Source organism: Aquibacillus saliphilus (assembly GCF_020404745.1).
In the GTDB taxonomy this organism is placed as follows: domain Bacteria; phylum Bacillota; class Bacilli; order Bacillales; family Amphibacillaceae; genus Aquibacillus; species Aquibacillus saliphilus.
Window position 1 is genome coordinate 128,261 of the sequence record NZ_JAIZAP010000008.1, and the last position, 24,083, is coordinate 152,343.

At 35.0% G+C, this 24,083-nt stretch carries 21 protein-coding genes and 2 tRNA genes; 21 read left to right on the top strand and 2 right to left on the bottom strand.

The window, feature by feature from the left end; translation table 11 throughout:
* Positions 1-46: 46 nt before the first annotated feature.
* Positions 47-1,852, top strand: a complete 1,806-nt coding sequence (gene uvrC / locus LD272_RS10100) for an excinuclease ABC subunit UvrC (protein WP_226036487.1) — start codon at positions 47-49, stop codon at positions 1,850-1,852.
* A 116-nt stretch (positions 1,853-1,968) separates the two neighbouring features.
* Here the strand turns inward: uvrC and LD272_RS10105 are convergent, their stop codons facing one another.
* Entirely contained in the window at positions 1,969-2,403 is a 435-nt protein-coding gene (locus LD272_RS10105; protein WP_226036488.1) for a YslB family protein, read from the bottom strand.
* A 275-nt stretch (positions 2,404-2,678) separates the two neighbouring features.
* Between LD272_RS10105 and LD272_RS10110 the strand changes: the two genes are divergently transcribed.
* From LD272_RS10110 to yihA, 20 genes are all read left to right on the top strand, one after another.
* Complete coding sequence (locus LD272_RS10110; RefSeq protein WP_226036489.1) at positions 2,679-3,299, top strand: succinate dehydrogenase cytochrome b558 subunit; 621 nt, start codon at positions 2,679-2,681, stop codon at positions 3,297-3,299.
* Between the two features lie 36 nt (positions 3,300-3,335).
* Positions 3,336-5,087: a succinate dehydrogenase flavoprotein subunit gene (gene sdhA / locus LD272_RS10115; protein WP_226036490.1), complete on the top strand. Its 1,752-nt coding sequence runs from the start codon at positions 3,336-3,338 to the stop codon at positions 5,085-5,087.
* Between the two features lie 18 nt (positions 5,088-5,105).
* Complete coding sequence (gene sdhB / locus LD272_RS10120) at positions 5,106-5,867, top strand: succinate dehydrogenase iron-sulfur subunit (RefSeq protein ID WP_226036491.1); 762 nt, start codon at positions 5,106-5,108, stop codon at positions 5,865-5,867.
* A gap of 128 nt (positions 5,868-5,995) precedes the next feature.
* Positions 5,996-6,439 (top strand): acyl-CoA thioesterase, encoded by a 444-nt coding sequence (locus LD272_RS10125; RefSeq protein WP_226036492.1) that lies wholly within the window; start codon positions 5,996-5,998, stop codon positions 6,437-6,439.
* Positions 6,440-6,704: 265 nt separating this feature from the next.
* A complete protein-coding gene (locus LD272_RS10130; protein ID WP_226036493.1) occupies positions 6,705-6,929 on the top strand; it encodes a helix-turn-helix domain-containing protein in 225 nt (74 codons plus the stop codon).
* Between the two features lie 188 nt (positions 6,930-7,117).
* Positions 7,118-8,620, top strand: a complete 1,503-nt coding sequence (locus LD272_RS10135; RefSeq protein ID WP_226036494.1) for a potassium/proton antiporter — start codon at positions 7,118-7,120, stop codon at positions 8,618-8,620.
* Between the two features lie 30 nt (positions 8,621-8,650).
* Positions 8,651-9,103 (top strand): MarR family winged helix-turn-helix transcriptional regulator, encoded by a 453-nt coding sequence (locus LD272_RS10140; RefSeq protein WP_226036495.1) that lies wholly within the window; start codon positions 8,651-8,653, stop codon positions 9,101-9,103.
* A gap of 23 nt (positions 9,104-9,126) precedes the next feature.
* Positions 9,127-9,933: a glutamate racemase gene (racE, locus tag LD272_RS10145; protein ID WP_226036496.1), complete on the top strand. Its 807-nt coding sequence runs from the start codon at positions 9,127-9,129 to the stop codon at positions 9,931-9,933.
* Positions 9,934-10,099: 166 nt separating this feature from the next.
* Positions 10,100-11,200, top strand: a complete 1,101-nt coding sequence (locus LD272_RS10150) for a GerMN domain-containing protein (RefSeq protein WP_226036497.1) — start codon at positions 10,100-10,102, stop codon at positions 11,198-11,200.
* Between the two features lie 426 nt (positions 11,201-11,626).
* A complete protein-coding gene (gene rph, locus LD272_RS10155) occupies positions 11,627-12,373 on the top strand; it encodes a ribonuclease PH (RefSeq protein ID WP_226036498.1) in 747 nt (248 codons plus the stop codon).
* 18 nt (positions 12,374-12,391) lie between these two features.
* Positions 12,392-12,994 (top strand): XTP/dITP diphosphatase, encoded by a 603-nt coding sequence (locus tag LD272_RS10160; RefSeq protein WP_226036499.1) that lies wholly within the window; start codon positions 12,392-12,394, stop codon positions 12,992-12,994.
* Position 12,995: 1 nt separating this feature from the next.
* A complete protein-coding gene (locus tag LD272_RS10165; protein WP_226036500.1) occupies positions 12,996-13,511 on the top strand; it encodes a metallophosphoesterase in 516 nt (171 codons plus the stop codon).
* Between the two features lie 298 nt (positions 13,512-13,809).
* Positions 13,810-13,883: transfer RNA gene (locus tag LD272_RS10170), tRNA-Gly, on the top strand.
* 46 nt (positions 13,884-13,929) lie between these two features.
* A tRNA-Arg gene (locus tag LD272_RS10175) sits at positions 13,930-14,003 on the top strand.
* Positions 14,004-14,158: 155 nt separating this feature from the next.
* A complete protein-coding gene (locus LD272_RS10180; protein WP_226036501.1) occupies positions 14,159-15,142 on the top strand; it encodes a tetratricopeptide repeat protein in 984 nt (327 codons plus the stop codon).
* Between the two features lie 184 nt (positions 15,143-15,326).
* On the top strand, positions 15,327-16,616 hold the full coding sequence (gene tig, locus LD272_RS10185) for a trigger factor (protein WP_226036502.1): 1,290 nt from the start codon (positions 15,327-15,329) through the stop codon (positions 16,614-16,616).
* Between the two features lie 442 nt (positions 16,617-17,058).
* The gene (gene clpX / locus LD272_RS10190) at positions 17,059-18,336 is read left to right on the top strand and encodes an ATP-dependent protease ATP-binding subunit ClpX (RefSeq protein ID WP_226036503.1); all 1,278 of its coding nucleotides are present in this window, start codon (positions 17,059-17,061) and stop codon (positions 18,334-18,336) included.
* 251 nt (positions 18,337-18,587) lie between these two features.
* Positions 18,588-20,252: an ATP-dependent protease LonB gene (gene lonB, locus LD272_RS10195; RefSeq protein WP_226036504.1), complete on the top strand. Its 1,665-nt coding sequence runs from the start codon at positions 18,588-18,590 to the stop codon at positions 20,250-20,252.
* 238 nt (positions 20,253-20,490) lie between these two features.
* Positions 20,491-22,824 carry an endopeptidase La gene (gene lon / locus LD272_RS10200; RefSeq protein ID WP_226036505.1) on the top strand — a complete coding sequence of 778 codons (2,334 nt, stop codon included), beginning with the start codon at positions 20,491-20,493 and terminating at the stop codon, positions 22,822-22,824.
* Positions 22,811-23,401: a ribosome biogenesis GTP-binding protein YihA/YsxC gene (gene yihA / locus LD272_RS10205; protein WP_226036506.1), complete on the top strand. Its 591-nt coding sequence runs from the start codon at positions 22,811-22,813 to the stop codon at positions 23,399-23,401. Before lon ends, yihA begins: the two co-directional genes overlap by 14 nt.
* Positions 23,402-23,459: 58 nt before the next feature.
* Here yihA and LD272_RS10210 read toward each other — a convergent pair whose 3' ends face one another.
* Entirely contained in the window at positions 23,460-23,942 is a 483-nt protein-coding gene (locus tag LD272_RS10210; RefSeq protein ID WP_226036507.1) for a LiaI-LiaF-like domain-containing protein, read from the bottom strand.
* Positions 23,943-24,083: the final 141 nt, after the last annotated feature.

Here is a 24,083-nt window from a genome sequence, read left to right on the forward strand (position 1 = left end):
GTTGTTTGATATGATAGTGTTACGTTAAATGATAGGGTGAATGAAAATGAACGATCTTATAAAAGAAAAATTAGCTGTTCTACCCGCTCAACCAGGTTGTTATTTGATGAAAGATAAACATCAAACAATCATTTATGTAGGGAAATCAAAATTGCTGAAAAATAGAGTACGCTCCTATTTTACTGGAGCAAATGATCAAAAAACCCAAAGGTTAGTTCAGGAGATTACAGATTTCGAATATATAGTTACATCATCTGAAATTGAAGCATTAATTTTAGAAATGAATTTAATAAAAAAATATGATCCTAAGTACAATGTATTACTAAAGGATGACAAATCTTATCCTTATTTGAAAATCACATCTGAAGAGCATCCAAGATTAATTGTGACTAGAAAAGTTAAAAAAGATAAAGGTAAATACTTTGGTCCTTATCCTAATGTAATTGCAGCGAGAGAAACAAAAAAACTGCTAGATCGTTTATATCCATTGAGAAAATGTGATAAGATGCCTGACCGTGTCTGTTTATATTATCATATGAATCAATGTCTTGGTCCTTGTGTTTATCCCGTTTCACAAGAGACAAATAAGGCGATCGTACAGAGCATCACTTCATTCTTAAGTGGTGGTCACCAAGAAATTAAAAAGGACTTGAAACAAAAAATGCTTTCCGCTTCTGAGGAATTAGATTTTGAACGAGCGAAAGAAATGCGTGATCAAATTCAACATATTGAATCAGTTATGGATCAGCAAAAAATCACATTAAATGATCAAGTGAATCGTGATATATTTGGCTACTCTTACGATAAAGGATGGATGTGTGTACAAGTTTTCTTTATTAGACAAGGTAAGTTAATGGAAAGAGATGTCTCTATTTTCCCATTCTTTGATGATGCTGAAGAAACTTTTCTAAGTTATATCGGCCGATTTTATTTACATCAAAATCATCCAAAACCAAAACAAATACTAGTCCCCGCTCCAACAGACAATGAATTGTTGAAAGAACTTTTAGAGGTGGACGTGCATATTCCATACCGCGGGAGAAAAAAAGAATTAGTAAAGTTAGCGGAAAAAAATGCGGAGATAGCACTACAGGAAAAATTTTCTTTAATCGAACGAGATGAAGAACGTACGATTAAAGCGGTAGAGCAATTAGGTGAAAAACTTCATATTGAAATACCTCACCGGATAGAGGCATTTGATAATTCTAATATCCAGGGAACAGATCCAGTCTCAGCAATGGTTGTATTTATCGATGGTAAACCGTTTAAAAAAGAATACAGAAAATATAAAATTAATGATGTAGAAGGTCCTGATGACTATGAAACAATGAGAGAGGTTGTTAGAAGGAGATATAAAAGAGTATTAAAAGAAAAAGCACCCTTACCTGATCTGATTGTTATTGATGGCGGAAAGGGACAAATGAATGCTGCTTTAGATGTCTTAGAAAACGAATTAGGATTAGATGTACCTCTGTGTGGACTTGCGAAAGATGACAAACATAGAACCAGTGAGCTATTATACGGTAGTCCACCAGTTGTAATTAATTTAGATAGACAATCGCAAGAATTTTATTTGATACAACGTATTCAAGATGAAGTGCACCGGTTCGCAATTTCATTTCATAGACAGTTGAGAGGAAAAAGTGCATTTAAATCGGAACTAGATAATATACCTGGTGTCGGACAAAAAAGAAGAACATTATTATTAACTCACTTCAAGTCGTTAGCTGAGATTAAACTTGCTAAACTTGAAGAATTGACAAAATTGGGTGTACCAGAGCCTACTGCTATCGCAATATTAGAACATTTGAATGATAAAAAGGATAATCATGAAGAAACTAATCCCTCATAGTTTAATTCACTATGAGGGATTAGTTGTTTGAACTAGGAAATTGTGAAAGGTTTTGCGCTGTGGTCATCAAAGTATAAGTCCAACTTGCTCGTAACTATCATAGTAGAATTTATTGATTATTTCGTGTACATCACATTAAACTGAGTTAGTTGCTTCTTTTTATTACTTTCCTCAACACATTCGCACGGACAATCCTTTATTAATTGAATTGATTCAGCTAAAAAACCAGCCTCAAGACGGTAATCTATAGTGATATCCAATTGGCTCCGTTTGGATATAGCGTCTCCAGTTAATTCGAAGATAAGCTCTCGTCTTTTTTCTTTTAATAGGATTAAATTCCCCCAGCCAGTTTTAACGAAAAAATTTTTTAAATCATCAATAGTTTGTACTTTGACATTCCTAGCAAGATTTTTCCCCATTACATAAAGTATTGAATTTGCATCCCTTCCCAATAAATCAGGTAAGCAAACATAACGAAGTAGATCATAGCCGGAACCAGATGTATGTATATGATTTAAAAGTTCATTTGTATTTTTTTGATTAATTTCCATCTAATTCACTTTCCCTTCTATAGATTATTATCACCCGAAATTTAATAGTTTGCAAGTCACCTTTGTATTGGATTTTGTCTTTTAGTTGGCACAATAAGGCAAGTAGTTTTCTTGACGCTTACACTCGATAGAAGTACAATAGTTGTGTCACAAAATATACATTTTTCCTTGCAATCGGTTAATAGCGAATAACAGAAAATAAAGCGCTTTATGTATGAAAAAATGTATATTCTATCAGTACTAATAGAATAAGTTTAATGTTGAGGGGGGTACACATGACAGAGAATCGGGAGTTTTTTTATCGTAGGTTACATTCACTACTTGGGGTTGTTCCAATTGGTATTTTCCTTATTCAGCACTTAGTGGTTAATCACTTTGCTGTGTACGGAGAAGAAAGCTTTAACAAGGCAGCAGGATTTATGCATGATTTACCATTTCGAATTTTGCTAGAGACTTTTATTATTTTTCTTCCCATTTTATTCCACGCTATTCTAGGAGTCTATATTGTTTTTGTAGCTAGAAATAATACAAGACGCTATGGTTTCTTTAGGAATTGGATGTTCTATATCCAAAGAATAACAGGAATTATAACATTAATCTTTATTGTATGGCACGTATGGGAAACTAGAGTTGCTATTGGACTGGGTAATGCAGAACTTGATTACAGCTTAATGGAAGGCATCCTATCTAGTACATTTATGTTCTGGTTTTACATAGTAGGTGTCGTGTCAACAACATTTCATTTTGCCAACGGACTATGGAGTTTTCTTGTGTCTTGGGGCATTACTGTTACACCAAAATCTCAGAAAATTGCAACATACGCTACACTTTTCGTTTTTATCGCAGTAACTTATATCGGTGTAAGATCGTTAATTAAATTCGCGTATGGCATATAAATTAATAGACAGTAAAACTAGGGGAGTGAACTAAGAATGAGTAATCGCAATATTGTTGTAGTGGGCGGCGGACTTGCTGGCCTAATGGCAACCATTAAAGCGGCAGAAAAAGGCGTTCACGTTGACCTATTATCAATTGTACCTGTAAAACGCTCCCACTCAGTTTGTGCTCAAGGTGGCATAAACGGTGCAGTTAATACAAAGGGAGAAGGAGATTCCACATGGGAACATTTTGATGATTCGGTATATGGAGGGGACTTTCTAGCTAATCAACCTCCAGTAAAAGCAATGTGTGATGCTGCACCAGGAATCATTCATATGCTGGATCGTATGGGAGTTATGTTTAACCGTACATCAGAAGGATTGCTTGATTTTCGTCGTTTTGGTGGTACTCAACACCATAGAACAGCATATGCCGGTGCAACAACCGGACAGCAGTTATTATATGCTTTAGATGAACAGGTGAGGCGCTTTGAAGTAGAAGGGCTTGTTACGAAGTACGAAGGTTGGGAATTTGTATCTGCAGTTATTGACGATGAAGGTACTGGTCGAGGAATTGTCGCTCAAAATATCCAATCTCATGATTTGAAAGTATTCCAAGCGGATGCAGTCATTTTGGCTACTGGTGGACCTGGAATTATCTTTGGTAAATCCACTAATTCAGTTATAAATACAGGCTCTGCAGCAGCAGCATTATACTTACAAGGCGGAATCTACGCGAATGGTGAATTTATTCAAATTCATCCAACTGCAATCCCTGGTGATGATAAACTGAGGCTAATGAGTGAATCAGCTCGTGGTGAAGGTGGACGTTTGTGGACATATAAAGATGGTGAACCTTGGTATTTTCTTGAAGAGAAATATCCAGCTTATGGTAATCTAGTTCCTCGTGATATTGCAACTAGAGAAATATTTGATGTGTGTGTAAACCAGAAGCTAGGAATTAATGGCGAAAACATGGTTTATTTGGATTTATCTCATAAAGATTCAAAAGAATTGGATGTAAAGCTTGGCGGTATTATCGAGATCTATGAGAAGTTCGTAGGCGAGGATCCACGTAAAGTTCCAATGAAAATATTCCCTGCTGTTCATTATTCAATGGGTGGCCTATGGGTTGACTATGATCAAATGACGAATATCCCTGGTATATTTGCAGCTGGTGAGTGTGATTTTAGTCAGCATGGAGCTAATCGTTTAGGAGCAAATTCATTATTATCTTCCATTTATGGTGGAATGGTAGCAGGTCCAAATGCAATAAAGTATGTTAATGAGCTGGAAAAGACAGCAGATGACATGTCTTCAGAACTCTATGATAATAAGTTAAAAGAAGAACAGGATTATTTTGAACAATTGATGAACATGGATGGTACAGAAAATGCTTATCAGATTCACAAAGAGTTAGGTGAATTGATGACAGATAATGTTACGGTTGTTCGTGATAATACAAAACTCAAAAAAACGGATGAACAAATCCAGGAATTGCTTAAAAGATGGGAAAAAATCAATATCAATGACACATCCCGTTGGAGTAATCAAGGTGTAATGTTTACCCGTCAATTGAAAAATATGCTTCACTTAGCACGTGTTATAACGATTGGAGCTTTAAATCGTAATGAAAGTCGCGGAGCCCATTACAAACCAGAATTCCCTGAACGTAATGATGAAGAATGGCTAAAGACAACAAAAGCCCAGTTCGATAAAGAAAAAAATGCACCGACATTTACATATGTAGATGTAGATGTTTCGCTTATTGAGCCGAGAAAACGCGATTATAGTAAGAAGAAGTAATAAGGGGGATGGAAACAGATGGCTGAGAAAACGATTACTTTAGTAATTACCCGTCAAGATAGCCCAGATACGTCTCCTTATGAGGAGACATTTGAAGTCCGTTACAGAGAAAATATGAATATTATCTCTGCTTTAATGGAAACACAAAGGAATCCCTATAATGCTAAAGGGGAAAAAACAACGCCTGTTAATTGGGAATCAAATTGTCTTGAAGAGGTCTGCGGAGCTTGTTCCATGATAATAAATGGAACACCTAGACAAGCCTGTTCAACTCTAGTTGATAAATTGGAACAGCCGATTCGATTAGAACCTATGGCAACTTTTCCGGTAATGAGAGATTTAGCAGTAGATAGAAGCAGAATGTTTGATTCTTTAAAGAAAGTAAAAGCATGGATACCAATCGATGGCACGCACGATCTTGGGCCAGGACCTCGTATGCCAGAGAAGAAACGTCAATGGGCATATGAGCTTTCGAAATGTATGACTTGTGGAGTGTGCTTAGAAGCTTGTCCAAATGTAAATGACAATTCTGATTTTATTGGACCTGCAGCACTATCTCAAGTTCGTCTATTTAATGCGCACCCAACAGGTGAAATGAACGCAGGTGAGCGTCTAGAAGCTTTAATGGAGGACGGTGGTATTTCAGGTTGTGGTAATTCACAAAACTGTGTCCAAGTTTGTCCAAAAGGAATACCATTAACAACTTCTATTGCTGCTATGAATCGTGATACCAACTTACAGTCATTTAAGAATTTCTTTGGTAGTGATCACGCATACTAATAAATTTTTATTTTATCAATAAGTGACTTACAGGAGCCTTCACCACTAGTGGTGAAGGCTCTTTCATAATTCAGTGTAAATAATGTTAATTTATATTATATCTCTATACTTAAAGGTGGTTATTATAAATGAAAACGATAAGTTATATTGAGGATTTTAATAAGTGGAGGGAAGAATTTTCATTTCATATACCAATTAAGGTTAGATTTGCAGAAACAGATATGTTTGGACATGTAAACAATGTATTTGTTTTCATGTATTTTGAGCAGGCGAGAATTGAACTATTAAAAAAAATTGGATTATTTCAAATTAAATCTACTGTTGATACGATTCCGATTGTTGCCGATTTACAATGTGATTATATAAACCAAATATACTTTGAGGATCAACTTCGTATTTATGTAAAAGTAAATCAGGTTGGTAGGACTTCATTTGACATTCATTATCTAGCTGTTAATGACAATGATGAAGTGTGTTTAACTGCAAGAGGTAGGATGGTGCAAATTAACCCTACTACTGGAAAGCCAGTACCCTTTACCGATGCTATCAAAAAAGAACTTCAATCTTTATAAAAGGGACGCTTTTAGAGTTATAAATTGAACTGTTCTTAACTTTCTAATTGTCTTTCAATTTATGTTTACGAGTATCAACTAATTGTAAATAGAATAGTATGGTCAATAGAGCATTTACCATCGTTTTCACTTTATTTTCCTATTTTAACTACTTCTAAAAATTCCGCATAATCATGGCACGAATTACTTCAATTTGACATAGAATAACTTGACTAAATAAATACCCTTCAAAATGGCTCTAAAGATAGCAAGGAGGGGTTAACACTTGAAGGATAATGACTACAAGCCGAAGCAACTATTAACAAAACGTGAAAAAGAAGTGTTTGAGCTTTTAGTACAGGACAAAACAACAAAAGATATAGCCCAGGAATTGTTTATATCACAAAAGACAGTTCGTAACCACATTTCTAATGCTATGCAAAAATTAGGAGTTAAGGGGCGTTCACAGGCTGTAGTAGAGCTCCTTCGTATGGGGGAACTCAAGCTCTAAAAAGAACCGACTTTCTGTTTTGGAAAGTCGGTTTTTATGATTTTTTAAACAAATTAAATAAAAATATCTTTCAAATAAGATAGAAAAAGTATAAAGTATCAAGGGGAAAAATTGATTTAATATAATCGGGATAGGGTAATAATTATGATATGTCAACGAACGAATCATTAAAACACTAGGAGGATTGAATGGAACAAGAATTAATCACATCCAATCAATTTATCGTATTAATAGCACTCTTATTAATCGTAAGTGTATTAGTTACAAAATTTTCATCACGGCTTGGTGTACCATCCTTAGTTTTATTTATTGGAGTGGGAATGGTAGTTGGAAGCGATGGTTTAAACATTATTTACTTTGATAACGCCAAGGTAGCACAAATGATAGGGATTTTCTCATTAGTAGTTATTTTATTTGAGGGTGGTTTACAGACCAAATGGAGTACCATTCGTCCAGTAATGGCACCGGCTGTATCCCTCGCTACGATTGGGGTGTTAATAACTGCTATCATCGTAGCTGTTTTCGCTAAATATATTTTTGGTTTTACTTGGTTAGAAGCCTTCTTAATAGGATCGATAGTTGGTTCAACTGATGCTGCTGCGGTCTTTGCTGTCCTAAAAGGAAAAAACATTAACATGAAAATTGAAGCTACTTTAGAGGCGGAATCTGGGACTAATGATCCAATGGCTGTATTTTTAACGGTATCTTTCATCGAATTATTAACGTTAAATCACGAAGCCAATATATGGTATCTTTTTGGTTCCTTTTTTTGGCAAATGGGAGTTGGAGCACTATTAGGACTTATAATTGGACATGTTGCAAGTAAGTCTATTAACCGTATAAATCTTGAATCAAGTGGGCTATATCCCTTATTTGCACTTTCCTTTGCCTTTCTTGCCTATAGTATCACTTCATTTGCGAGTGCAAGTGGTTTGCTAGCTGTTTATATTACAGCTCTAGTTGTAGGGAATTTAGATTTAACCTACCGTCAGTCTATCTTAAGGTTTAACGAAGGATTTGCTTGGATGGTACAAATATTAATGTTTATCATTCTAGGTTTGTTTGTATTTCCATCAAGTTTGTTTTCCTTCGATATTTTACTTAAAGGATTATTGCTTTCTATTGTGTTAATATTTCTTGCTAGACCTGTAGCAACCTTTATATCATTGTTTAAATTTCCCTTCAATAACAAAGAAAAATTATTTCTATCCTGGGCGGGTTTAAGGGGAGCTGTACCAATCGTATTAGCTTTATTCCCCTTATTGGCTGAAGTGGAAAATAGTCAGGTGTTTTTTAATGCGGTATTTTTCGTTGTAATTACTTCCACTTTGATTCAGGGTTCGACTATATCATTGATTGCTCGTAAGTTTGGGCTAGTGGGTCCAAAGAAAACAGCTCCCATGCACACATTGGAGCTGAATTCGGCCGGCAAAACAAACGTGGAAATAATTGAATATGAAGTATTAGAAAACAACAAAATTGTAGGCGAAAAACTTGAAGAGTTAAATTTCCCTAAAAAGGCATTGATAAATGCTATAATACGAAAAGGTGATGTTATCACACCTCATGGTCAAACAATTATTGATGTGGGTGATATTCTATACATTATGGTGATTAAGAACAAAGTAAATGAGCTTGAAAAAATGTTGCAAAAAAATATAGATGAACCAAATACTGAAAATGACAACTAGTTATTAAGATTGTTCAAGGAGGGGAATTCTGTGCAAAATACAACGCCTATTTCGACAATTGCTGAAGTGGAAAAAGAGTTAAGATATATTTCTGGGCTAATTAAAAAAAAGGGTAGAGAAATTTTAAATAATTACCCAATCACTCCTCCGCAGTTTATTGCTTTACAGTGGTTGTTAGAAGACGGAGACTTAACTATTGGTGAACTTTCCAATAAAATAAATCTAGCTTTTAGTACTACTACCGACCTAATTGATCGTATGGAGAAAAGAGAACTAGTTGAAAGAATACGCGATCTGAATGATCGGCGTGTGGTAAGAATACACCTGCTGGAAAAGGGTACATCTATCATTAATGAGGTTATTGAAAAGAGACAAGATTATCTTGGAGAAGTTTTAGAAAATGTACCAGTGGAAAAAGTGGATTCACTCAACTCCATTTTAAGCTTATTGCATGATAATATGAAAAAAGTCGAGAATAAATAAACATCAAGATAGAGGGGATAAAAGTGGATCAACCAATAGGAGTTATTGACTCCGGAGTAGGCGGTTTAACAGTAGCAAGTGAACTCATGCGGCAGCTTCCAAAGGAACAACTTATCTATCTTGGCGATACATTAAGATGTCCTTATGGACCTAGACCAAAGGAAGAAGTTATTAAATACACTTGGGAAATGGTTAACTTTTTACTAAAGAAAAACATCAAGATATTAGTAATAGCATGCAATACAGCCACTGCGTTTACCCTAGAGCAACTAAGAACAGAACTTACAATACCGGTAATAGGTGTTATTCAGCCTGGAGCTAGAGCCGCAATCAAAATGTCTCAAAATATGAGAATTGGAGTAATTGGTACGGAAGGTACAATTAACAGTAACGCATATCCACAAGCATTAAAAGCTATTAATTCTACTATTCGTGTAAATGACTTAGCATGTCCACGCTTTGTGCCAATGGTTGAAGATGGTATTCTTTTTGGTCCAGATGCTTATAAGGTTGTTTCTGAGACATTGAAACCTCTAAAGGAAAAAAATCATATTGACACCTTAATTCTAGGGTGTACTCATTATCCATTAATACGTGACATTATCCAAGAAGTGATTGGTGATCATGTTAATGTTATTTCATCCGGAGAAGAGACAGCTCGGGAAGTTAGTACGATAATGGGATATAATAAAAAACTTTTTAATGGTAATCGCATCCCCGAGCACCAATTTTTTACAACGGGACGCTTAGATGTTTTTCAACGGATTGCTAATAATTGGTTAAATCAACCTATTAAAATAGTTGAAAATGCAGTAATAAGCAGTAACTAAAATATAAAACTGAAAATAAGCGAGTAGGTAATTATCTACTCGCTTATTTTTTTATTATTGAAGCTTATAGAATTTGCAATGATTAGTAAAAAATTTAATCAGCGAGGTCTATTTTTATTTTAGGCTCGTATATATAGTAGTACAAACCATCGTAGGAGGGAAAAGCATGAGGAAACAATCAATATCGATTTTTATTGGCGTAATCAGTCTAACACTTATATTATTAACTGGTTGTGGTGTATTTCAAGGAGAACAAACGTTAGAGGAGATAGATTCTCCTCCTGAAGAAGCAAGTTATACAGATAATCTTGATGAAATTACTGAAGATGGGGAAGACGGTGAGGAAGCAGAAGAAACAGAGATTGAAGAACCACAGGAATCTGAAGGAGTAGAAACAGTACAAAGGCAATTATACTTGCTAGACTCAAATGGCATGGTTGTACCACAAACTATCGAGCTACCGAAGACGGAGTCAGTTGCAACACAGGCCCTTGAATACTTAGTAAAAGGTGGTCCAGTTACTGAGTTCTTACCAAATGGATTTGAAGCAGTGCTACCGACTGGGACTCAGATAATAGGTCTAAACTTAAAAGAAGACGGTACACTAGTTGTGGATGTATCAAACGAATTTGCTGAATATCGACCAGAAGATGAGCAGAAAATAATCCAAGCTATGACTTATACACTTACACAATTTGATAATGTAGAAAAAATTAATCTTTGGATTAATGGTTATGAACAAAAAGAGATGCCTGTAAGCGGAACACCTATTTCTGAGGGGTATTCACGTGCAAACGGAATTAATATCTATAGTGGAGATACAATAGACTTAATGGATAGTGAAGCGGTGACGCTTTACTATCCCGCTCAACACAATGAAAACTATTATCATGTTCCAGTAACTCAACACATTGAAAACGAAAACGATGACATGTATCAATCAATTGTACAAGCCTTGATTGAAGGTCCATCTTATGAACTTGATTTACTCAATGTTTTTAATCTTGGTGCAAGTTTAATAGAAGATCCAAAATATAAAGATGGAATACTAACGCTAAAATTTAATGAGAATATATTAAACAATGTAGAGGATGGATCGATTTCAGACGAAGTAATGGAAACGTTAGTTTTAACACTGACTGAACAGCCAGGAGTGGACGGTGTCAGTGTTGGTGTTGAAAATATGACTCAAGTATTCAATGAAAGTGGGGTTCCGTACTCAGAACCTGTTACAAGGGATACATTCGTTCCAACCGGAAGCTTATAATTATCTTTTTGGGAGCTGGTTTATTGCCAGCTTCTTTTTTCGACAATGTAAGAAAGCATAAATTTCATCTCCACAGAAGCGTTGTTCTGTGGTATTTTTTTATAATAGGATAATATTCAAAGAACTATATATATCCTTCAATGAAAATAATCACAAGAGACAATCCGTCCGATTGTGTTGAACGAGATACTTGAATTTTAATCTATAGATTTAATATGATTTTGATGTTTAATCTCGAAGTGATATATAAAGCTAGGAAGTAGTATGAACTTATATAATTAGGTGAAAATATGTTAGGATAATAGCGTAGGAACCTTGGTTCTTGACGAAAGGAAATACGGCAAGTTACTAGTCCTAATTCTGAAGGAGAATTGGTTGATTTTAGGAATATCAGAATTAGTGAGTATATAGAGGAGGAAAATTGAATTGAGAAGAAACGAACGAAAAATAGATCAGTTAAGACCTATAAAAATTGAGACAGGATATACTAAGCACCCAGAAGGTTCTGTGTTGATTTCTGTCGGTGAAACAAAAGTTATTTGTAATGCAACTATTGAAGATCGTGTGCCTCCTTTTATGCGTGGACAAGGTAAGGGATGGATTACAGCTGAATATTCGATGCTTCCTAGAGCAACAGAACAGAGAAACATTCGTGAATCATCCAAAGGTAAAGTGTCAGGAAGAACAATGGAAATTCAAAGGTTAATTGGACGTGCCCTGCGAGCTGTAGTCAATCTTGAAAAAATAGGAGAACGTACTATTTGGGTTGATTGTGATGTAATTCAAGCTGATGGAGGTACTAGAACAGCCTCTATTACTGGAGCATTTGTAGCAGTAGTACTAGCATTCGGAACACTATTAGAAAAAAAAGCAATCAAGGAAATGCCAATAACAGACTTTCTTGGGGCAACATCAGTAGGGGTTCTACCAGATGGAACAGAAATTTTAGACTTACAATATGAAGAAGACTCAAAGGCCCTTGTTGATATGAATATAGTAATGACAGGTTCAGGTGAATTTGTAGAAATTCAAGGAACCGGGGAAGAAGCAACTTTTAGTTTTGACCAACTACAAACAATGCTTGGACTTGCGAACAATGGATTGAAGGAAATTTTTGAATTGCAAAAAGAGGCTGTTGGTGAATTGGCAGATAAAATAGTATCTAAAAAATGAGATAATTGAGGGAAAAACATGGAAAAATTAATTATTGCTACCAAAAATAAGGGGAAAATAAATGATTTTAATCAACTGTTCAAGAAATTTGGAATAGAGGTTGTTTCACTTCTTGATTTAGACTACAGTAATGACATAGAGGAAACCGGTTCTACATTCGAAGAAAATGCAGCGATCAAAGCAGAAACTATTGTTAAACAGTTTAATTTACCTGTCCTTGCTGATGATTCAGGATTGGAAATTGATCTTTTAAATGGAAATCCAGGTGTCTACTCAGCAAGATATGCTGGTGAAAATAAAGATGATAAAGCAAATATACATAAGGTTCTAGATGAACTGAAGGGCCAATCATTTTCAAATAGAACAGCAAGATTTGTATGTGTTTTAGCTCTAGCTCAACCAAATAAATCAACTATTTTTAAAAGAGGTACATGTGAAGGTATCATAAGTGAATCCCCCCAAGGAGAAAATGGGTTCGGATATGATCCTATTTTCTATCCAGTCGGTTTTTCACGTACAATGGCACAAATGACTCATGAACAAAAAAATGAGATTAGCCATAGAAAAAACGCTATGACAAAATTAGAAAATTGGCTAAACACAAAATCGGAGAGGAGATAATATGCCGAAAGTTTTAATAGTAAGTGATAGTCATGGTTTAACAGAAGAGGTAAATCTAATTAAACAACGACACATTAACGACGTAGAACAGATGATCCATTGTGGGGATTCTGAATTGGAAATGGATTCCGACGAGCTAAATCAATTTATGAAGGTTGCAGGAAACTGTGACATGGATGCACGGTTTTTGGATGAAGTTGATTTTGCGGTCACTGACTTAAGATTTTTTGTAACTCATGGGCATTTATTTCAAGTGAAATCTACATTAGCTCCTTTATCTTATCGAGCAGAAGAATTAGAAGCACAAGTGATTTGTTTTGGACATACTCATATCGCTGGTGCGGAGCGGGTTGGAAAACAATTATTTATTAATCCAGGAAGTATTCGGTTGCCTCGAGTGAGAAAAGAAGGTTCCTATGCAATTTTATCTTGGGAGTCCAAAAATAATGTCTTAGTTGAATTTTTTGATATCGAAGGTGAGTTATTAGAGGATTTAACATATGAGACAACTCTTTAGTTGATAAGTATAGGCCTGTAAATGCAGGCCTAAAACTTATACCAAGAAACGTTTTTTTCTATACAGTTATTGACAAACGACAATTGAATTAATATAATGATATTTGTCTGTTAGGCAAAATCTAACGTTCTCTTAAGAATAATAACTAACAAAATACGGGTGTAGTTTAGTGGTAAAACCTCAGCCACGAGCAATACTTCTCCCGAATTGTCTACGAGTTGTTCCGAAGCAAGAACATCTTAGATTGGCTAGAAGATGCAGGAACATGATTTTAAAAAAGAATAATAACTAACAAAATGCGGGTGTAGTTTAGTGGTAAAACCTCAGCCTTCCAAGCTGATGTCGAGGGTTCAATTCCCTTCACCCGCTCCATTATATTTAAAATTTAGACTCCAGTATAAATTACTATTATTATCATGTCCCAGTAGCTCAGTTGGATAGAGCAACAGCCTTCTAAGCTGTGGGTCGCAGGTTCGAATCCTGCCTGGGACATATACAGAATAGAAAAGGGATTCAACTTCTGCTTTGAAGTTGAATTCCTTTTTTGTAATATATACATAATCGTGAAGCATCTTTTTTGATTATGTTACTTTTTTTGGTAAGCTTTAATAAAGAAAAATACATATGATTGTTAGGGATGATAACTATTGGATGAAAAAAATGATAATGTAATAATGTTTCCTAAATGGAAATCAACTTTGGAACAGGAAAGCATGATTGCATTGAAAGAAAAACGCTACGATGACGCTTTAGTAAAGTTAAACGAATTGATCTCCTATGATGTAAATAAGCATGAAATCATGATGGGAAAACTAATTTGTTTAATGGAACTTGGTGACTATGACGATGCTGAAGACTTATGTCAACAGCTGATTGGGAAAAATGACCAATACTTTTTTGATTACATACATATATATTGCACGTTATTATTTCAACAAAGTGAATATGATCAGTTAATTGAGCAATTAGATGAGGTTTTCTTGAAAGGAGATATTCCAAGTCCATTACAATCCCAACTTTGGCAGCTCTATGAAATTAGCAAGAAACTAAAGATTGATAACAACGAAGAGAAAGCTACATATTATATAAATCAACTAAAAACAGCAGTAAACAAAAAAGATCCTGTTCAGCAGTGGAGAATACTAAATAAAAGTCGAGCAGTAACGGTAAATTCGCATCTTGAATATTTAAAGAAATTGCTCATAACAGATGAAATTAACCCGTTAGTGAAAACAGCAGTAATTGAATGGCTTCAAGAACAAAAAATAAATCAACAAGTTTCAGTAAGTAAGTTTGAATGTACGCAAATTTTTATACCAGAGCAGTTAAGTACTATAAATTCTCATAAGACGACAATTCAAATACTAGAGAATTTACATGACATAGAGCAAGATAACCCATCTCTTTTTGAATTAATTAAGAAATTATTATATCGCTATCTATATGTGAGATATCCTATGATGCCATCAGATAACGATTTAGTGTATATATCAAAGGCATTAAAGCTATTAGGTTATCAATATCTTCAGTTGGATGAGACTGTACAAGTAGAAAACGAAGAGAAATTAAATGTCGTTTTATTAGAGATAATAAATTCTGAGAAAAAGTATTTTGAAATTATAGGTGAATAATTTTTATAGTGAAAATGTAAGTTATTGTAAGTGTGAACGTAAGCTTTCCCAAATTGTTGAAAGCACTAAGGATTATGTTATAATAAAGTGGTTGCAATTTACGTTCCGCCAAAGTAGATATATAGATAAATCGAATGAACGTTAAAACGGCATAATTGAAATTATAGATTCTGGAGGGAAAAATATGTCAGCAAAATGGGAAAAACAAGAAGGTAATCAGGGAATTCTAACTGTAGAAGTAGATGTAGAGAAATTTGATAAAGCGCTTGACCAGGCTTTTAAAAAGGTAGTAAAAGATGTGCAACTACCAGGATTCCGTAAAGGTAAAGTGCCACGTGGCTTATTTGAACAACGTTTTGGTGTAGAATCATTATATCAAGACGCTGTAGACATCGTTTTACCAGAGGAATATACAAGCGCTGTTGACGAAGCAGGAATTGAGCCTGTTGATCAGCCTGAAGTAGACATCGAACAAATCGAAAAAGGTAAAGCATTAATCTTTACTGCTAAAGTAACTGTAAAACCAGAGATAACTCTTGGTAACTACAAGGGACTAGAAGTTGAAGATGTTGAAACAGTAGTAACTGATGAAGATGTAGACCACGAGTTGAAGCATCAACAAGAGCATCAAGCTGAATTAGTTGTAAAAGAAGAAGGTTCAGTAGAAGACGGGGATACAGTTGTAATGGATTTTGAAGGATTTGTTGATGGAGAAGCTTTCGAAGGCGGAAAAGCGGAAAATCATCAATTAGAAATCGGATCAGGATCATTTATCCCAGGTTTTGAAGAGCAGTTAGTTGGTAAACAAACTGGAGCAGATACTGAAGTATCAGTTACTTTCCCAGAAGAATATCATGAAGAGAGTTTAGCTGGAAAAGAAGCTACTTTTAAAGTGAAAATCCATGAAGTGAAAGCAAAAGAATTGCCAGAACTTGACGATGAGTTCGCGAAAGATGTCGATAAAGAAGTCGAGAGTCTTGATGAACTGAAGAAGAAAACTAGAGAGCGTCTTGAAGAGCAAAAGGCTAATGAGGCGGATAACCAAAAACGTGAGTCTCTAATTACTCAAGCTTCGGACAATGCTGAAGTTGAAATTCCAGAAGCAATGGTAGCTAATGAATTAGATCGTATGCTGAAAGAATTCGAACAAAGACTTCAATCACAAGGTATGACAATGGAAATGTATTTCCAATTCTCTGGTCAAGATGAGGATGCATTAAAAGAACAGATGAAAGAAGATGCTGGTAAGCGAGTGAAAACTAATCTAACTCTTGAAGCTATCGTTCAAGAGGAGAATGTAGAAGTTACAGATGAAGATGTTAATAAAGAGTTAGAAACTATGGCTTCTATGTACCAAACAGATGTTGCTCAATTGACTCAGATGTTAGGTGGAAACACTGGAGCAATTAAGGAAGATTTAAAGTTTAAAAAAGCTATTGATTTACTAGTTGAACATAGCATAGTAAAGCAATAACATATATCTAGCTAAATAGAATACTATAAAACAAGGTGCGAATAACTCGTGCCTTGTTTTCTCTACAAAAAAGATTTATTAAGTTTGTCGATGCACTGCTAACTGAAAATCGAACTAAAAATAATAGTAAGCATTTCTATGCGTAAATAAAACATATACTTAAATTACATATCATTTGACATTTCGTTAACTTATTACATAATTAAGTGTACATTGTTCTTAGAATATAATTACTTTTTTAATAAGAAAAAAATGTGCAAATCAGTTTATTGTCTTGGTCAGTTGGTAACACTTCCACTATAGACGTTTAATTAGAGTGGTGAAGGTTTTTTGCTTTTTAATCCTTTGCTAATCTGATATTATGAGCTAAAGAAAGAATAAGATAAAATCGTATGATTTTTCTCATATCATATAAATACTTATAACTCGAGGGGTGAAATAAATGTATAAATTTAATGAAGAAAAAGGACAGCTGAAATGTTCGTTCTGCGGAAAAAGTCAAGATCAAGTTCGTAAATTAGTTGCTGGTCCGGGTGTATATATATGTGATGAATGTATTGAACTTTGTACAGAAATTGTAGAAGAAGAGCTGGGTAATGAAGAGGAAGTAGAATTCAAAGATATACCAAAGCCACAAGAGATTTGTGAAATTCTAAATGATTACGTTATTGGCCAAGAAAAAGCGAAGAAAAACTTGTCAGTTGCCGTTTACAATCACTATAAAAGGATAAATTCTACAAAAGCGTCTGATGATGTGGAATTATCGAAAAGTAATATTGCAATGCTTGGACCAACTGGTAGTGGAAAAACATTACTAGCACAGACATTGGCAAGAATACTAAATGTTCCATTCGCAATTGCTGATGCTACGTCATTAACAGAAGCAGGATATGTTGGTGAAGATGTTGAGAACATACTTCTTAAACTGATTCAATCAGCAGATTATGATGTAGAAAAAGCCGAAAAAGGAATTATCTATATTGACGAAATTGATAAAGTAGCCAGAAAGTCTGAGAACCCATCAATCACTCGCGATGTATCCGGTGAAGGTGTTCAGCAGGCCTTACTGAAAATTCTTGAAGGAACTGTTGCAAGTGTACCTCCACAAGGTGGTCGTAAACATCCTCATCAAGAATTCATCCAAATAGATACAACGAATGTATTATTTATTTGTGGTGGTGCCTTTGATGGTATTGAACAGATTGTTAAACGTCGTTTAGGTAAAAAAGTAATTGGTTTTGGTTCAGAGGAATCAAATCAAGATATGGATAAAGGTGAATTACTTGCGAAGGTATTGCCAGAAGACTTGCTTCGTTTTGGATTAATTCCAGAGTTTATTGGACGGTTACCAGTAATTGGTGCACTTGAGCCATTGGATGAAGAGGCTCTAATTGAAATTTTAACGAAGCCAAAAAACGCACTTGTGAAGCAATATGAAAAGCTTTTCCAAATTGACAATGTAGAATTGGAATTTGAAGAAGAAGCATTAGTTGAAATTGCTAAAAGAGCTATCGAAAGAAAAACTGGTGCTCGTGGTTTACGTTCAATCATAGAAAGTATTATGTTGGATGTTATGTTTGAACTTCCTTCCCGTGATGATATTGAAAAATGTATTATCACAAAAGATACTGTACTACTTGAAAATGGTCGTCCAAAGCTAGTATTAATTGATGGCACAGTGAAGGATGAGAATAAAGAATCACCAAAAGAGAGTGCGTAAATATTTTTAAATACACAAATTTAATATATATTTAAAAAGAAATCCCTTGTTATTTGTAACAAGGGATTTCTATATGGATAAAAATTAGATCTACTGAATTAGACCGACATTAACGTTATAATAGGACTAGTCTTTAGAAAAAAACGGTAGTGAAGATTTCGTTCCAAATTTAAGGAGTTCAACAGTTTTGTGGTTTAGTCTGTAAGTTTGCGGAAATACTAACACGTATCATAGTTGTATGGAGGTACGTCATGGAACTCGTTAGTATTGTTGTAATTATTCAGCTATTCTTTGGAATAGTAATAGGTCTTTACTTTTGGAATCTGCTAAGAAATCAACGGTCAAATAAGACTGCCGTTGAAAAAGAATCTCAGAAAGAAATGGAAAAACTCAAGGGAATGCGTTCGGTTTCTCTATCTGAACCATTATCTGAACGGATTAGACCCAGAAACTTAGTAGAAGTCATCGGTCAAGAAGATGGAATACAAACATTGCGTGCAGCGCTATGTAGTTCTAATCCACAACATGTCATTATATATGGACCGCCTGGGATAGGTAAAACAGCTGCAGCAAGATTAGTATTAGAGGAAGCCAAAAAAAATGCTAATTCGCCTTTTAAAATAGCTTCTCCATTTATTGAACTAGATGCCACAACAGCAAGGTTTGATGAAAGAGGTGTAGCAGATCCGTTAATTGGCTCGGTTCACGATCCAATCTATCAAGGGGCAGGTGCAATGGGACAGGCGGGAATTCCGCAGCCAAAACGAGGAGCCGTTTCAAATGCACACGGTGGTGTGTTATTTATCGACGAAATTGGTGAACTTCACCCAATTCAAATGAACAAACTACTTAAAGTTCTAGAAGACCGAAAAGTACTTTATGAAAGTGCTTATTATAGTGAAGAAAATAAAAATATTCCTTTACATATTCATCAAATATTCAAGAATGGATTACCAGCGGATTTTCGAATGATCGGAGCAACAACAAGACTACCCGATGAAATTCCTCCAGCAATTCGTTCTAGGTGTTTAGAAGTATTTTTTAGGGAATTGGAACCAGAAGAAATTATTGAAGTTGCGACTAGAGCTAGTCAAAAAGTAAATAGTAACATTGAAGGTAAAGCATTAGAAATTTTATCAACATACGCTCGTAATGGAAGAGAAGCAGTTAATATGATTCAAATTGCTGCAAGTATAACGAAACAGGATAATAGAGAAATGATTTCTCAAGCAGACATTGAGTGGGTTGTAGATTCTAGTCGATTAACACCTAGATTAAAACCATCTATTACGAAAAAAAGCAGAATTGGTAAAGTTAATGGACTTGCTGTTAATGGACCTAGCACCGGTTTTTTACTCGAGATAGAATTCATGATTCTACCAGCAATCAATAATGGAGAAATTACTATAACTGGTATAGCTGAGGAAGAGACGATTGGAAATCAGTCAAAATCAATTAAAAGAAAGAGTATGGCAAAGGGATCAATTGAAAACGTAATTACACTTTTACGTTCGCTCGGAGTACCAGCTCATGAATATGATGTGCATGTGAATTTTCCAGGAGGTATTCCTGTTGATGGACCCTCAGCCGGATTAGCGATGGCGGTTGGAATCTATTCAAGTATTCATAAAACACCTATTCGCTATGATACTGCAATGACTGGCGAAATAAGTTTACATGGAGAAGTTAAGCCTATCGGGGGAGTTTTGACTAAGATTCGTGCTGCAAAACAAGCCGGAGCGAAGCGGGTAATTATCCCAAAGGCTAATTATCAGGCTATGTGTGATAAAATAAGTGACATCGAGATCTATCCTGTTGAAACATTTCGGGAAGCGCTGTTATTAGTTCTAGATAATTCTGAGTCAATAAAAAATGTTGATGAATTTCAAGTTGAATCTTCTACAAAATCAATTTAAGACGCGTTTAGATTTACAAAGGATATAGTTTTCATTAAACTCAAGGAGATAAGACTCTTATATTTAACTTTTTATATGAGTCAATTTCATAATTACAATACTAAGCCATATCCTAACAACATATAGTTGGAAAAGGTTTGATCCAATTATATGTTGTATCCTGATGGCGGCAAATAGGTATTATGAAATTGATTTATCTAGCGAAATTTTATGTGTTTAACAAACGGAGGTGCAACAAATGGCTGAAACAAACAAAATACAAATTCCCCTCCTTCCACTAAGAGGTATATTAGTATTTCCATCAATGGTGTTACACTTAGATGTTGGTCGTGATAAATCAGTAAATGCTCTAGAGAGAGCAATGATGGACGATAATAACATCTTTTTAGCAGCACAAAAAGAAAGTTCTGTTGATGAGCCAGAAGCAAAGGATATATACAGAATTGGTACGATGGCAAAAGTGAAACAAATGTTAAAGTTACCTAATGGTACAATTAGGGTTCTTGTAGAAGGTAAATACCGAGCTGAAGTTATCCAGTTCATTGAAGAGAAGGATCAATTCATTGTAGAAGTACAGGAATTTAAAGAAGTTCATGGAAACAAAAATGAAGAAGCTGCACTAATGAGATCTCTCTTAGAACAATTCGAACAATACATAAAGGTATCTAAGAAGATAAGTAAAGAAACGCTTGCTACTGTATCAGACATTGATGAGCCGGGTCGACTTGGAGATATCATTACATCTCACTTGTCACTAAAGATGAAGGACAAGCAAGAATTATTAGAAACAGAAGACATAAAAAAGCGTCTCCAACAATTAATTAACTTTATTAGCAATGAAAGAGAAGTTTTAAATTTAGAGAAAAAAATAGGTATGCACGTAAAGAAATCGATGGAAAAAACTCAAAAAGAATATTATTTGAGAGAGCAGATGAAGGCAATTCAAAAGGAATTAGGAGACAAAGATGGTAAGAACGGCGAGGTTGCTCAACTAAAAGAAAGATTAGAAAAGTCTGACTTGCCAGAGCGAATTGTAAAAGTTGTTAATAAGGAACTAGATCGATATGAAAAAGTACCACAAAGTTCTGCAGAAAGCTCTGTAATCAGGAACTACATTGACTGGTTATTATCCTTACCGTGGACGAAAGAAACCGAAGATAACTTAAATATAATTCATGCAGAAAAAACGCTTGATGAGGATCATTATGGTTTGGAAAAGGTAAAAGAAAGAGTGCTTGAATATCTTGCCGTACAACAATTAACACAATCTCTAAAAGGCCCTATTCTTTGTCTTGTAGGTCCTCCGGGTGTCGGAAAAACATCGTTAGCAAAATCTATTGCCCGGGCAATAAATAGAAATTTCGTGCGGATTTCTCTAGGTGGAGTTAGAGATGAAGCAGAAATAAGAGGTCACCGAAGAACTTATGTTGGTGCGATGCCAGGTAGAATTGTTCAGGGAATGAAAAAAGCAGAGACAATTAATCCTGTTTTTTTAATGGATGAAATAGATAAAATGGCTAGCGATTTTCGGGGTGATCCCTCATCAGCCATGTTAGAAGTACTCGATCCAGAACAAAATAGTACATTCAGTGACCATTTTATTGAAGAAACTTATGACCTCTCGAAAGTAATGTTCATTGCAACTGCTAACAACCTTGGTTCTATCCCTGCACCACTATTAGACCGGATGGAAGTTATCTCAATTCCTGGTTATACAGAAGTAGAAAAATTACACATTGCGAAAGATCATTTGCTAACAAAACAAACAAAAGAAAATGGATTAAGCAAAGGACAATTACAGTTGCGAGATGAAGCCTTGCTTAAATTGATTAGAATGTACACAAGAGAAGCAGGTGTCCGGGGATTAGAACGACAGCTAGCATCGCTTTGTCGTAAAGCAGCAAAAATAATTATTTCAGAAAATAAGAAACGGGTAATAATTACCGAAAAACAGTTGGAAAGTATGCTAGGTAAACCAATATTCCGTTATGGAATGATGGAGGAAGTAGATCAAGTAGGTGCTGCTACAGGGCTCGCCTATACAACTGCTGGTGGAGATACCCTCTCAATAGAGGTAAGTTTATCTCCTGGTAAAGGGAAACTAACCTTAACTGGTCAGCTAGGTGACGTAATGAAAGAGTCTGCTCAAGCAGCATTTAGTTATATTCGTTCTCGTGCAAATGAGCTGAATATTGATCCGGAATTTCACGAGAAGAATGATATTCACATTCATGTTCCTGAAGGAGCCACACCTAAAGATGGGCCATCAGCTGGCATAACGATGGCAACTGCTCTTGTTTCTGCTTTAACAGGACGTCCTGTTAAAAAAGAAGTTGGGATGACAGGTGAAATGACACTACGTGGTAGAGTTCTACCTATTGGTGGATTAAAAGAGAAATCGCTAAGTGCACATCGTGCAGGAATTACTAAGATAATTATACCTGCAGATAATGAAAAGGACTTGGAGGATATACCAGAGAGTGTAAGAAATGACTTAACTTTTATAACAGTACAACATTTAGACCAAGTGTTGGAGCATGCATTAACGGGGGAGAAACATGAAAGTAACTAAAGCAGAAATAATTATCAGTGCGGTTTCACAAAAACAGTATCCTAATGATCCTTTATTGCCTGAAATTGCGCTTGCTGGCAGATCAAATGTGGGTAAATCGTCTTTTATTAATAAGATGATAAATAGGAAAAGCCTTGCTAGAACTTCTTCAAAGCCTGGAAAAACACAAACATTAAATTTCTATAAAATTAATGATATTTTTTATTTTGTTGATGTACCAGGCTATGGATATGCTAAAGTATCAAAAACAGAACGAGAAGCATGGGGAAAGATGCTTGAGGAATACTTTATTGAACGTAAAAATCTTAAAGCCGCAGCGCTAATTGTAGATATTCGTCATGAGCCAACATCTGATGATATTACCATGTATAACTTTTTTAAACACTATGACTTGCCTGTTATAATAATCGCTACCAAGTTAGATAAGGTTGCTAAAAATAAGCGGGAGAGTCACTGGAGACGTACTAAGAAAATATTGGATATAGAGGAAGGTGACGTAGTTATTCCGTTCTCTTCTGAAACCGCAGAAGGAAAAGAAGAAGCATGGAGAGCTATTGAACACTTTATTAACCAGTAGTTCTTAAAGAGTACTGTAAAGTTAGTTAAAAAAGTAGCAACCACATTTTTTGTGATTGCTACTTTTTTTTGAATAGAAGATAACCACCAACTATAATTAATGCTACCGGCCAAAAATCAATGATTGTTAAGATGACATGATCAATCCAATAAAACCAACTGGGTTTATCTGAGGCAAATATGGCAAAGATTGATATTAATAACAACACTAAGCCAGGGAATAAACCTGTTTTAGTTTTTTGAAATCGAATAAAAAATGCAATTGCTATAATTAAAGTGTAAATTCCCCAATGATCAATCCAAAAAGAATAGTGGTTTAAACCATGGAAGTGTATCCCGATACCAAGAATAATCGTTCCAGGGAATAATTTTTTGTAATCTTTGGAAATATAACTATGGAGTAAGAAAGCAATTCCAATAATAATTAACAGAGTTGGCCATGAATAGAAATCAGTCAGAATCGGAAAACGGAGTTGCCTTAATAGGAAAAAGGCGCCAATTCCTATTAATAGATACCCAATAAAAGCATTTTGTCTTTTCATTTGTTCCTCCATAGATTATAATAATTATTAAATAGTACTAATTTCTTGATTATATTAGTTGCTTATGGTAAAGTACATAAATGTTAAATGAGTTCAACTAAAGATAATAGTCATACTGATTATCTTATCATAGATTTTTCA